The following is a 12,677-nucleotide window of genomic DNA, read 5'->3' on the forward strand; positions in this document are numbered from 1 at the left end:
ATGATGCGTACGCTGTGTTTTATGGACAGATTCTTGTTCCTGTAGATGCGTCACAGGCTGGCGCATTCTGAGGGGAGGCTTGCTTATGGGGAAGCGTATTGGCATCTTTGTGATCGCCTATAATGCGGAATCCACCCTGCAGACGGTGCTTACCCGTATTCCTGCGGCGATCGTTGACAAAGTAGAGGAGATCTTTGTCATTGACGATTGCAGCACCGATCGGACGTATGAGGTGGGGCAGAGCTATGCTGCTGGTCCGGCGGCGAAGAAGCTTACGGTGCATCGCAATGCGGTAAACCAGATGTATGGCGGAAACCAGAAGCGCGGGTATCAGTATGCGATGGAGCGCGGGCTGGACATTGTGGTGCTGCTCCATGGCGATGGTCAGTATGCGCCCGAGGTGATGCAGGCGCTGCTTGACCCGCTGGAGCGCGGCCAAGCCGAGATGGTGATGGGGTCGCGGATGATGATCCCAGGGGCGGCGCGGCGGGGCCGAATGCCGCTCTATAAATTTGTGGGCAATAAGATTCTCTCGTGGACGCAAAATTTCCTGCTGGGCAGCCGCTTCACCGAGTTTCACTCGGGCTATCGCGCCTATGCCACTAGCGCGCTGCGCTCGCTCGATTTTTCACAGATGACCGATAGCTGGCACTTTGATACGCAGATCATCCTGAACTTTCTGCGGCGTGGCTACCGGATCGTAGAGGTTCCGATCCCGACGTACTATGGTGATGAGATCTGCCATGTGAATGGAGTGCCCTATGCCTTCGAGTGCATCAAAGCCACAGCCGCCTATGCCTGGAATAACCGATTTAAACCCTGGCTGGCACTACGTCCAACACACCGATCCGCAGAGTAGCCATCAGCAGATCTTGGCGCTGGTGCGCCGCTGTGCGCCAGATGGCCCGGTGCTGGATGTGGGGGCGGCACAGGGCATGCTGGGCCAAGCGCTAGGCCACGAGTTTGTGCTGGATGCGGTGGAGCCGAACCCTCGCTGGGCCGAACACGCGCGAGCCTTCTACCGTGATGTGTTTGCCGCACGGGTGGAGGATGCGCCGCTTGAGCCAGGGGCCTATGCGATGGTGGTGTGCGCCGATGTGCTGGAGCACACGCCCGACCCGGTAGCGGTGCTGGGCGAGCTGCGGCAGGCCGCCCGTCCGGATGCGACGTTCATTGTCTCGCTGCCGAATGTGGCGCATTTTTCGGCGCGGCTGCTGCTGCTGCTGGGGGTCTGGCCGCAGATGGAGCGTGGGATCTTTGATCGTACGCACCTTCATTTCTACACGCGCAAGACGGCCACCCAGATGCTGGCCGATGCGGGGCTGCAGGTGATCTATGCCCGCCCGACGCCGGTGCCGCTCTATATGGCTTGGCCGCAGGGCTGGGGCCAGGGCCTGCTGTCGCTGGTGATGCTCCTACAGCGGGTGGCGCTGCTGCTCAGCCCCACGCTGTTTGGGTTTCAGTGGGTGATGGTGGCGCGCGCTGACCCTGCGCAGGCGGTGGCGAAGCGATGAGTGTCGCGCGGATTCTGACGATGCGCCGAGTGGGCTGGATGACGTGGCGCGATGTCGCGCCACCGCTGGCCGTGGCGCTTCTGCCTTTTGTGCTGTTTTTCTCGCTCTCGATAGGCCGCAGCACCTTCTATGTCCATGATGTCCAGCTGTATTTCTACCCCTACCATGCGGTGAGTGCGAATATCGCGCGGGGTGGCGATCTGCCGCTGTGGAACCCGTATGCGTTCAGCGGCATTCCGCTGGTGGGCGATGGCCAGACGGCGATGTTCTACCCGCCTAACTGGGTATTTTTTGTGCTCCCTGGCGCGCTGGCGTTGAGCTATGCGATATTGCTGCAGTTCAGCATCGCGGGCGTGGGGATGTACTTCTGCGCGCTTGGGCTAGGCGCTCGCCGGTTCGCGGCGGTGTTTGCCGCGCTGGCATTTATGTTCTGCGGGATGATGACGGCGCGGGTGGTGCACCTTTCGATCATGAGCGGGGTGGCGCTGGTACCGTGGCTGGTGCTCTGCGTGGATCGTGCGCTGGGCGTGGGCTACGGCTGGCCCACGCCGTCGGTGGGGCGCTGGCGCTGGCTGCTAGCGGCGGCGGCGGTGGCGGCGCTGCAGGCGGTGGCCGGGCACCCGCAGGTGCCGGTCTACACCGGGGTGGCAATGGGCTTTCTGCTGCTGTTTCGGCTGATCGAGGTGCCGTTTCTCCATGGCGCTCGCGGGCTGCTGCGGGCGCTGTGGGCGCTGCCGCTGCGCCTGGCTGGGGTCTACCTGCTGGGCTACGCGCTAGCGGCCATTCAGCTGGTGCCCTGGGTGGAGCTGGGCATGGCGTCGCCGCGCGCAGCTAATGCGACCTTTGAGTTTGTGATGGACAAGAGCTCGGCTGGAGCCGACTGGCTGCTTTTCCTCTTCCCCTATATCTTCGGCTCGCAGCTGCCTGGCCCGTTTGCTGATCGCCCGATGTCGATCAGCCTCGCGGTGCGCAGCTGGGAGCATAGCGCCTATGTGGGCATCCCCACGCTGGCGCTGGCAGGGGTGGGTGTGCTGCTGCTGGCGGTGCGGACATGGAGCCTGGCGTTCAGCTGGGTGCGATCTAGCTGGCGTCTGCCGACGGCCCGCCACGCCGAGGCGCACACCTGGTTCAGCCTAGTGTTTCTGGTGTTTTTGGTGCTGGTGGGTGCGCTGACGGCGGCGGGCGATCATACACCGTTTGGCTGGGTAGTCTACGCCCTGCCGGTGGTGGGCAAGCTGCGGGCGGTCGAGCGCGCCCTGGTGCTGGTGGATGTGGCCCTGCCGCTGCTAGCGGCGCTGGGCATGCAGTGGCTGGCCGATGCCCCTGGTCGGCGGGTGGCGGCTCGCGTGGCCTCGGCGCTGGCTGGGGTGGCGATCGTGGCCCTGCCTGGGCTGGCCCTGTGGCTGATCCATCGGCGGGCGCAGTCGGTTGGGGTGGTGCCGAACATTGAGTATCTGGCGGATTTCGCACGCACGGATGTGTCGCAGTGGCTGCCGCTGGGCCTGGGTGTGCTGACCTGCACCCTGCTGGTGCTGTGGGCGGTTCGTCGGCCTGGGCTGGTCAGCCAGAGCTGGATGGTGGCGGTGCTGCTGCTGGATATGGGCGTGTACGCGATGTACTACAACCCCACCACGGCGGCCTCGCTGTTTTCTACCCGGCCCGATGTGCTGCAGGCCTTGGGCGGCGACGGCCAGCCGTTCCGCAAGGCGACCGCGCTGTCGTACACCAACGCGCTGCCGAATCGGGCGGCCCAGGAGGCGCTCTCGGTGAGCTGGGCGATGGTGTACGGCGTGGAGGATATGAACGGGTTTAACTCGCTGCAGCCGCGCCGCTATACCGACTATGTGTTTGGCACCGATCAGGAAGATGTCTCGTATGGCTTTCTGACCAACCCGCGCCTGTTTCAGCCAGACAGCCCGATCCTTTCTTCGCTGAACGTGCGCTATGTGCTGGTGCCGACCAGCTTGCCGCCGCCTTTGTTAGGCGATCATCTAAAGCTGGCGTATAGCAATAGCGACGTACAGGTGTACGAGAACACGCTGGTGTGGCCACGCGCCTACTTTGCCGAGCGGGTGCGCGGCGAGCCCGACCCGCAGGCGGTGCTACGCACGGTGACGGCCCCCGGCTTCGATGGCCGCCGCGAGGCCCTGGTCGAGTCGGCGCAGCCGCCGCAGCTAGCCGATGCCACCGGCCCAGCAACGGTGGAGATTCGCTCGTCGCGCCCGAACAGCATGGAGCTGGCGACGCAGACCAGCGAGCCGCGCCTGCTGGTGCTGAGCGAGATGTATTTCCCCGGCTGGCGTGCCTATGTGGATGGTGTTGAGGTGCCGATCGAGCGGACGAACTATCTGTTTCGTGGCGTGGTGGTGCCCGCTGGCGAGCACCAGGTGCGCTTTGTGTACCAGCCGCTGTCGGTGCTGATCGGGCTGCTGATCTCGCTGGCGGCGTGGGCTGTGGTCGCGCTGATCTGGTGGCGCACGCGCCAGCGCCGGGCCTGATTGGCTGGTACAAACAGTGGGCTATGGCAAGGGCGTGGCGATGCTGCCGCGCCCTTTTTCTACCTGCCCCAGGAAAGCCCGGAGTCGGGGTCGAGCTGCAGCCCGCTGGTCAGCGCCTTCGGCTCGCCGATCGTGGCGCTGTCGGCGCTGAGGGTAAGCGGCGCGACCCACAGGTCGAAGCTGCTGCTGCCGGGGCTGAGCGCCAAAAAGGCCAGCCATGCGCCGTCAGGCGAGAATGCCGGGGCGCGGGCGCTGCCAATGCTGGTGAGCGTGGTGGGCGAGCCGCCGCCTGCGGGGATGATCGCCAGATCGGTGGCTTGGCCCCGACGCGTCGCAAAGGCCAGCCAGGTGCCGTCGGGCGAGAATGCGGGGTCGTAGCTGTCATCGGGCAGGCCGTCGATCGGTGCTGCCTGATCTTGTGTTAGGCGAAGAATCTGCGGGCGGGCGTCGCCGCCAGTGGGCTGGAAGGCCAGGGCCAGCGCGCCATCGGGCGCGTAGGCGGCGCGGCCCACCTGCCCGGTGTCCGAGGCGTAGCGCTGGGTGCGCTGGCCTCCCTGGGCGGCTGGCATGGTGTAGAGCGCGAGGTTGTAGTCGGCGGCTGGCTCGCCGGTGGCCGGGCCTGCCTGCGAGGTGTAGGCGATGGTGCCGCCGTCGGGGGCAAAGCTGGGGTAGAGCGCCCAGATCGTGCTGCGCACGCGCCCCTGGCTGTTCGGCGGCTCGGCGCTATCGTTGTGGGTGAGCGGCAGCATGCTGTCGCCGGTGGCCGAGAGCAGCACGATGTCGCTGTAGCTGTTGCCGCGCTGGATGCAGGCGATCCGGCTGCCGTCGGGCGACCACGACGGCTGGGCGAGGTTGCCCTGCTGGGTGAGCTGGCTGCCGGTTCCGCCTTGCCACTGCCAGATATCGCCGCCGCGCACAAACAGCAGCCTGCCGGGCAGGCTGATGCCCTGGGCCGAGATCGAGGTAAGCGCAGTGGGGGTGGTGCTTTTTGCATCGGGCGCTGTGGCGCAGCTGGCGAGGGCCAGGCAGAGGCCACACAGACACGCGAGGAGTCGAGCGCGCAGAGCTGGGAAGTACGGCATAAAGGTCACTCGCTAGGCTCAGTGATAGGCTCGCTATCGATATAGGTTCCAAGCAGGAGGTTGTTTTCGGGGTTTTCGGGCGGCAGCAGGGCGTAGATAGCGCCGGGCACCGCCGAGAAGCGCATGGGCGAGGTGCCGATGTGATCGCCATCGACCTGCACATCCATGGGCCTGCTGGTGAGGAAATTGACCTCGCGGGCGCGAAAGTAGGAGATTCGCGGATCCTCGGAGTAGCGGCGGGTGAGGATGGACCACAGGCGCAGCGGCGCGGCGCGCAGCGAGCGGCCTTTGATCAGGCAGACATCCAGCAGGCCGTCGTCGATCACGGCGTCGGCGGTGAGCTTGACCACGCCGCCGTAGAGCTGGCTGTTGCCCATCACCGCCATCAGGTAGCGCCCACGGATGGTCTTGCCATCGAGGGTGACGCGCGAGCGGACGCCCTGGTAGCGAAACGCCACCTTGACGCCCTCGACGATATACGCGAGCGCCCCGAGGCGGCGTTTCTGGTCGGACCCGACGCTGGCCGTGACCGCCGCGTCGAACCCGAGTGATGCCATCAGCAAGAAGTAGCGGTCGCCTGCCTTGCCCACATCGATCCGGCGCGTATCCGAGCGCAGCAGCATCTCGGCTGCGGCGCGCGGCTGTAGCGGCAGGCCGATCTCGCGCGCCCAGACGTTCACCGTGCCCACCGGCAGGGTGCCGAGCGCGGCCTTGGTGCCCACCAGCCCGTTCACCACCTCGTTCACCGTGCCATCGCCGCCCGCCGCGATCACGGCGTGGTAGCCGCGCTCGGCGGCGGTGCGGGCGATATTGGTGGCGTCACCCGGCCCCTCGGTCGGCTGGAGGTCGATCTGCCAGCCTGCCTCGCGCCAGACGGCGCAGGCCTCGTGGATGGCCTGCTCCTGGGCTGCGGCCTGCCCCGCCGTTGGGTTGAACACGACCAGCGCTCGTGTTGGCTTCTGCGGTATCTCGTGCATAGCGCGAGTATACCATGCGTTGCCAGCACATGTCGCGCTAGGCCGTGGTGGGGTCGATGCCCTTGGTCAGGTCGTCCCAGTGCTGGTTCTGGTAGGGGCGGATGCCCTCGGCCTCGTTGCTGCGGGCCTTGCGCGCCCAGTCGGCGTCGGCGATCAGCGCGCGGGCCAGGGCGGCGGCCTCGGCGTGGCCCTCGGCGATGTAGCTGCTGGCGTCGTCTGGTGTCAGCAGGTTGCCCGCCACGATGCGCGGCTTCTGCGAGAAGTGGCGGACCCAGTCGGGCAGCAGGCGCGGGGTGCCGAAGTAGCCGCGGCGCGACTCGTGGAAGCAGCTGATGTCCCACACGTCCACGCCCGCCTCCTCAAGGCTCTGCAGCAGTGCGCCGAGGCCCTGGGTTGTTACCGGCTTGTTGGGCGATGCGGGGTCGTCGGCGTGGATGCTGAAGCGGTAGAGCAGCGGCACCTGGCTGCCAATCGCGGCGCGCACCGCCTTGGTGACGGCCACGGGGAAGGCCAGCGGGTCGCCCCAGGCGTCGGTGCGCTCGTTCACGTTGGCTTGCCAGAACTGGTGGATGAGGTACTGGTGCGCGCCGTGGATCTCGACGAAGTCGCTGCCCGCCTCGATGCTGCGCCGTGCGGCCTCGGCGAAGTCCTCGATCACCTGCTCGATCTCGCCCTCGGTCATGGGGCGGGCCGGGTCGAAGCCCTTGCGGGTCCACGCCGATGGCGCGATCGGCTGGTGGCCCAGCAGTGCGTTGTGGCTGGCCGCGCCAGCGTGGAAGATCTGGGTGCCAAACAGCGCGCCGCTGGCGTGGGCGATCTCCACCGCCTTGGCCCAGCCTTCGATATGGCTGTCGTCGTAGATCGCCATCGCGTTGCCCCAGCCTCTGCCGTTGGCCGAGACGGCGGCGGCGGCGCCGATGATCGTGCCCACGCCACCCTCGGCGCGGCGGCGGTACCAGTCGAAGATCCACGGGGTGAGATGGCCGCTCTCGCTGGCCTGGTTGAGCGTCATCGGTCCCATCACGAGGCGGTTGGGCAGCGCGACCCCGCCACGGCCCAGCGGCAGCGGCGTAAAGAGGTTGTCGTACACGAGCATTTCCTTTCCTTAGTGAGAAACTGGATCTGTGCTATAGATCTATATGGTTCAGCTGCCACGCTGCAGCACATGAAGCGGCGGTATGCGACAAGGCACGATGGGGCCTAGTAGCCGATGGTGAAGCGCTGGCGGATGTGCTTGGGCTGCTCTAGCTCGTCCAGCAGCGCCACGGCGTAGTCCTCCGCCGAGATGCTGCTGTTGCCCTGGGCGTCGGTGATCAGCTCATCCAGCCCCAGCCGGAATGTGCCCGTGCGCTCGCCAGGGCGGATGAGACCCGCCGGGCTGAAGAAGCTCCACTCCAGCGCGCCGCCCTCGGCCCGCAGCAGATCAAGCGAGCTGCGGTGAGCCAGCACCATGGGCCGCCACTCGTCGGGGATGGCGGGCGTGTCCACGAGCTGCACGCCGGGGGCCACATACAGGCTGCCCGCGCCGCCCACGATCACCAGTCGCTTCACACCGGCCTGCGCGAGGCCAGCTATGAGCGAGCGGGTGGCGTTGGGCAGATCTTCGGGGCTGTCGTGCCTGGGCGCGATCGAGCTGACCACCGCGTCGTGCCCGGCGACAGCGGCGGCGACCTGCTGCGGGTCGAGCACGTTGCTGGCGACAGCGGCGATGCCGGGGTGGCTTTCGGCCAGCTTGCTGGGGTTGCGACCGATCGCGGTGACGGTATGGCCGCGCCGCGTGGCCTCGGCGAGGATGCGCTGGCCGATCATGCCGGATGCGCCAAAGAGAGCGATGTTCATAGGTGTTCCCGTTTATTTGTAACACTTGGTGTTACAAGTCGGAAGAAAAAAAAGCGATCAGCTGGGGTGCTGGTGCTGATAAATCCTCTGTATAACCTGCTCCAGCGAGGTCTGCGCAAGCTTGGCCTCAAGCGCCTGCTGCGCCTCGTGAAAGATCGATCCAAGTGTGCACTGGATATGCGCGCCGACGTTGCAATCGTTGTTCGGGTTGGCGTGAATGGTAAAGATGTCGTTCTGATGCTCGACCGCGTGGTAGATCTCGCACAGCGATATGGCCTGCGCAGGCCGCGTGAGATGCGCGCCCACCACGCCCTGCTGGGTGTGTACCAGGCCAGCCTGCCGCAGCAGCGCCGTGATGTTGCGCACCACCACTGGGTTCACGCCGATGCTCTGCGCCATGGCCTCGGATGAGAGATCTTGCCCCTGTTCGATGCCGATCAGCGCTAGGATATGAACGGCAATCGCAAATCGAGTAGCCGAACGCATATGCCCCTCTCGCGTAAGATGTAATGATTATAGTTACAAGATACCTTTTTGTCAAGAGGGGCATATGCGACCGGTTGCTACGAGAGCTTGACCAGCTGCTTGCCCAGGTTCTTGCCCTTCAGCATGCCGATAAAGGCGCTTGGCGCGTTGCGAATGCCCTCGGCAACCGTTTCGTCATAGGCGATCTCGCCACTGGCGACGGCCTTAGCTAGCTCGGCCAGCGCCGTGGGCCAGCGATCGAGGTGGTCGCCCACGATGAAGCCCTGCAGCTTGACGCGCTGGCTGAGCAGCCTGCGCATACCGCGGAAGCCTCGCGGGTCGGCCTCGTTGTACTGCGAGATCATGCCGCAGAATGGGATGCGGGCAAATACGTTCAGGTGCTCCAGCACGGCATCCAGCACGTCGCCGCCCACATTTTCAAAGTAGACATCGATGCCGTTTGGCACCGCCGCAGCCAGCGCCTCGCGGAAGTTCTCGGCCTTGTAATCAACGCACGCGTCGAAGCCTAGCCGCTCGACCACATAGGCGCACTTCTCGGCCCCGCCGGCGATGCCCACCGCGCGCGCGCCGTGGCGCTTGGCCAGCTGCCCCACCACGCTGCCCACCGCGCCCGCCGCCGCCGAGACCACCACGGTCTCGCCGGGTTTGGGCTGGCCGATGTCGAACAGGCCCACATAGGCGGTCACTCCCGGCATTCCCACCACGCCCAGGTAGGCCGAGGGTGGCACGATCGTGGGGTCGACAATCCGCAGGCCCTGGCCGTTGCTCACGGCGTAGAGCTGCCAGCCGAGGTTGCCCACCACCGTTGCGCCGGTGGGGAAAGCCGGGTTATTAGATTCGACCACCTGGCCCACGGTGCCGCCCACCATCACCTGGCCGAGCGCCACGCTGGCGGCGTAGGATTTTGCCTCGCTCATGCGCCCGCGCATGTAGGGGTCAAGCGAGAGATATTGATTTTTAACCAGCACCTCGCCCGCGCCGGAGGAGGGGATGGCGGTCTCGACAATCGAGAAGTCTTCTTCTTGAACCCAGCCCTGGGGGCGTCGGGCGAGAAGCACCTGGATGTTTGTGTCGCTCATACGAAAACTTTCATACAAATCAGCGGTCGCTGTGCCGAGGATCGGCGTTCGGTAGTATAACACTACCTACTGTTTTTTCAGAAGCTTTTGCCGACCATCGTGCATAATACGTGAGGAGTGGATATTGGTTTTATTGACATAAATATGTTCCCTACGTGAAGAAAAGCGCGGTATCATAGGCGGTAAATGATCTGGTTTTGTCATAACACAAACAGTAAAAAACAGATGAATAAATCGCGATTTAAGGCTTGACAGTGCGTTTTTTCGCAGCTACCATAAGACCCACAGCAAACAACATTTACGCAATATGTCCACAGCAGGACATGGGGTTTGTCGGTTCGCATAGCGCGGCTATTTTCATGTAACACGGTGGCGTGTATGATGTCGCTGACGACAGCACAACGAGATCTTCTGCACCATATGCTGAATATGGATGCGCCGGTTGGGGCATCCGCCCTTGGGCAGCAGCTTCACCTAACCCCCCGGCAGGTGCAGTATGGCCTTCGCGAGGTCAAGAGCTGGCTGGTCCAGCGCCAGACCGAGGTGCGCCATGTGCCCGGTGTCGGCATTCAGATCCTCTGCACCCCCGAGCAGCGCCAGCACCTGCTGCGCGAGCTTTCCTCGCAGTCCCGCTTCCAGCTCATTCTCACGCCCGATCAGCGCCAGCAGCTGCTAGCCCTGGTGCTGCTGCTGGCCAACGAGCCGCGCACCCTAGGCCAGCTTCAGAACGATTTCGAGATCGCCCGCGTGACGGTGCTGAAAGATCTGGATGCGGCGACGGTCTGGCTCAACTCGTTTGGCCTCACGGTTGCGCGGCGGCAGCACCGTGGCTGCTGGGTGGCCGGCAGCGAGCTGGCCCGCCGTCAGGCGCTGGCCGCGCTGCTGTGGGGCGATGTGCCGCACGCCCAGCCCTTGCTGGCCACCACCCACCGCCAGGGCCTGGTGTTCGCGCTGGCCCAAGATGCCGCGCTGCTGCCCATCTTAAGCGATCTGCAGCGCCAGCTGGGCAGCTGGGATCTGCCTTCCGCCGAGGCCACGGTGGCCACGATGGAGCGCGAGCTTGGCGGGCGCTTCACCGACGAGTCGGCCTTGCAGCTGGCCCTCCATATTGCCACGCAGGCCCGGCGCGTGCGCCAGCAGCACTATGTGGCGATCGCGCCCGAGGCGCTGGGCTGGCTGCGCAGCCTGCCGATCTGGCCGCTGTCCAGCCGCGAGGGCATGCGGCTGTGGCCCGATCTGCCGCCCCATGTGGCCGAGGCCGAGACCGCCGCGCTGGCCCTGCAGGTGCTGGCCAGCGTGCGCGATGAGCCGTGGCGCAAGCTGGGCCAGCAGTCGGGCCTGGTGGCCGACATGCTCGCGCAGTTCATGGCCGACATTGGCCGGGCCTACAGCGCCCCCGAGTTGGCCGACGACCAGCTGCTGCGCGATGGCCTTGAGGCCCACATCCTGCCGGCCTGCGTGCGCCAGCGCTTTGGGCTGTGGGGCACCGCCCGTGCCACCGGCGAGATTCAGACCGAGCGCTACGCCTTCGAGCGCGGCGTGGCGGCCCGCATCGCCGCCCAGATCGCCGCCGAGACCGGGGTGGCGCTGCCGCCCTCGGCCCACGACGACCTGGTGCTGCTGCTGCGTGCCGCGATCGTGCGCGCCCGCCCCGAGCGAGCGCGCCACGTGTTGGTGGTCTGCCCCAGCGGCATGGCCACCACGCAGCTGCTGGTGGCGCGGCTCAAGGCCCGCTTCCCGCGCTTCGGTACCTTCGAGGTGCTCTCCATCCGCGAGCTGAATGCCGAGCGCGTCATCGGCGCCGATCTGATCATCACCACCGTGCCGCTGCCGATCGCGGGCGAGCTGCCGGTGGAAGTTCTTCATGTTCACCCAATGCTAAGCCCCGAGGATATCACCGCGCTGATGCAGTGGATGGCCTAACGCCTCTGGCGTTTATTGTTTGTTGGCTTGCGCTGCCGCTACCGGCAGTGGTGTATTGCATATGTCGTTCAAAGGAGAAACGAGCCATGCGTCAGCACATCCAGCGCTTCGGGAGCTTCCTGGCTGGGATGGTCGTGCCGAATATCGGCGCATTCATTGCCTGGGGACTGATTACCGCACTCTTCATCCCTTCGGGCTGGCGGCCCAACGAGACATTTGCCAAGCTGGTTGATCCCATGATCCTCTATTTGCTGCCGATCCTGATCGGCTACACCGGCGGCAAGCTGGTCTACGATCAGCGCGGCGGCGTGGTTGGCGCGGCTGCCACCATGGGCGTGATCGTGGGCGCGAGCATCCCCATGTTCATCGGCGCGATGATTATGGGCCCGCTCGGCGGCTTCCTGATGAAGAAGATCGATGAGTTCCTTGAGGATAAGACTCCCGTCGGCTTCGAGCTGCTGTTCAACAACTTCTCGGCTGGCTTCCTGATCATGGGCCTGGTGCTGCTGGCGAATGTGCTGATCGGCCCGGCGGTGCAGACGGCCAGCGTGGCCCTAGGCGGCGTGGTGCAGTTCCTGATCGACTCGCGCCTGCTGCCGATCGCCGATATCATCATCGAGCCAGCCAAGGTGCTGTTCCTGAACAACGCCATCAACCACGGCATCCTTGGCCCACTGGGCGTGGCCGAGGTGAAGGAGCACGGCAAGGCCATCCACTTCCTGCTGGAGACCAACCCTGGCCCTGGCCTGGGCCTGCTGCTGGCCTACTGGTTCGCTGGTAAGGGCGACCTGAAGCTCTCGGCCCCGGGCGCGGCCATCATCCACTTCCTGGGCGGCATCCACGAGATCTACTTCCCCTACATCCTGGCGCACCCGATCATGATCGTGGCGATGTGGGTGGGCGGCATCTTGGCCGACCTGTGGTTCGTGGTCACTGGCGCTGGCCTGGTGGCCACCCCGGCCCCTGGCTCGATCATCGCCTACCTGGCGGTCATCCCGCTCGGCTCGCACATCCCGGTGCTGGGCGGCGTGCTGATCGGCGCGGTTGGCTCGTTCATCGCTGGCTCGGCCATCCTGCGCTTCTTCCCGGCCCGCACCACCGACGAAGTCGACGAGCCTGAGGCCGATGTGGCCCCGGCGGCGGTGCCTGCCGACTAGCGCGCAGCGCGGCTGGAAGTGCCCCTGCGACCTTCCAGCCGCCGTCGTTCTTTTGAAAATGCCCCGCGCTCTGCGCAGAAGATATGATTAAACCTCTAGCCTGTATTGGTTATTGAAAGGAG

Annotated in this window: 11 protein-coding genes; 5 read left to right on the forward strand and 6 right to left on the reverse strand. The window is 65.4% G+C overall.

The window, feature by feature from the left end:
* Positions 1-85: 85 nt before the first annotated feature.
* From F8S13_22745 to F8S13_22755, 3 genes are read left to right on the forward strand one after another with little or no spacing between them, the layout of a single operon-like run.
* Complete coding sequence (locus tag F8S13_22745) at positions 86-859, forward strand: glycosyltransferase family 2 protein (protein ID KAB8140571.1); 774 nt, start codon at positions 86-88, stop codon at positions 857-859.
* Entirely contained in the window at positions 750-1,514 is a 765-nt protein-coding gene (locus F8S13_22750; GenBank protein ID KAB8140572.1) for a class I SAM-dependent methyltransferase, read from the forward strand. The genes F8S13_22745 and F8S13_22750 overlap by 110 nt, the downstream gene beginning before the upstream one ends.
* A complete protein-coding gene (locus tag F8S13_22755) occupies positions 1,511-4,012 on the forward strand; it encodes a YfhO family protein (protein KAB8140573.1) in 2,502 nt (833 codons plus the stop codon). Before F8S13_22750 ends, F8S13_22755 begins: the two co-directional genes overlap by 4 nt.
* Positions 4,013-4,071: 59 nt before the next feature.
* Here the strand turns inward: F8S13_22755 and F8S13_22760 are convergent, their stop codons facing one another.
* The 6 genes from F8S13_22760 to F8S13_22785 all read right to left on the reverse strand — a co-directional run bounded on the left by F8S13_22760 (position 4,072) and on the right by F8S13_22785 (position 9,475).
* Positions 4,072-5,094 carry a hypothetical protein gene (locus F8S13_22760; protein ID KAB8140574.1) on the reverse strand — a complete coding sequence of 341 codons (1,023 nt, stop codon included), beginning with the start codon at positions 5,092-5,094 and terminating at the stop codon, positions 4,072-4,074.
* Positions 5,095-5,099: 5 nt separating this feature from the next.
* The gene (locus F8S13_22765; protein KAB8140575.1) at positions 5,100-6,071 is read right to left on the reverse strand and encodes a diacylglycerol kinase family lipid kinase; all 972 of its coding nucleotides are present in this window, start codon (positions 6,069-6,071) and stop codon (positions 5,100-5,102) included.
* A 37-nt stretch (positions 6,072-6,108) separates the two neighbouring features.
* Complete coding sequence (locus tag F8S13_22770; protein KAB8140576.1) at positions 6,109-7,167, reverse strand: NADH:flavin oxidoreductase; 1,059 nt, start codon at positions 7,165-7,167, stop codon at positions 6,109-6,111.
* Positions 7,168-7,271: 104 nt separating this feature from the next.
* On the reverse strand, positions 7,272-7,910 hold the full coding sequence (locus F8S13_22775; protein ID KAB8140577.1) for an NAD(P)-dependent oxidoreductase: 639 nt from the start codon (positions 7,908-7,910) through the stop codon (positions 7,272-7,274).
* Positions 7,911-7,967: 57 nt separating this feature from the next.
* Complete coding sequence (locus F8S13_22780) at positions 7,968-8,396, reverse strand: Rrf2 family transcriptional regulator (protein ID KAB8140578.1); 429 nt, start codon at positions 8,394-8,396, stop codon at positions 7,968-7,970.
* 77 nt (positions 8,397-8,473) lie between these two features.
* Positions 8,474-9,475, reverse strand: a complete 1,002-nt coding sequence (locus tag F8S13_22785; GenBank protein KAB8140579.1) for an NADP-dependent oxidoreductase — start codon at positions 9,473-9,475, stop codon at positions 8,474-8,476.
* A gap of 381 nt (positions 9,476-9,856) precedes the next feature.
* On the opposite strand from F8S13_22785, the gene F8S13_22790 reads away from it, so the two are divergent.
* Both F8S13_22790 and F8S13_22795 read left to right on the forward strand, forming a co-directional pair.
* Positions 9,857-11,398, forward strand: a complete 1,542-nt coding sequence (locus tag F8S13_22790) for a hypothetical protein (protein ID KAB8140580.1) — start codon at positions 9,857-9,859, stop codon at positions 11,396-11,398.
* Between the two features lie 86 nt (positions 11,399-11,484).
* A complete protein-coding gene (locus F8S13_22795) occupies positions 11,485-12,555 on the forward strand; it encodes a PTS mannitol transporter subunit IICB (GenBank protein KAB8140581.1) in 1,071 nt (356 codons plus the stop codon).
* Positions 12,556-12,677 lie beyond the last annotated feature (122 nt).

The sequence above is a fragment of the Chloroflexia bacterium SDU3-3 genome, from assembly GCA_009268125.1.
Taxonomy (GTDB): Bacteria; Chloroflexota; Chloroflexia; order Chloroflexales; family Roseiflexaceae; genus SDU3-3.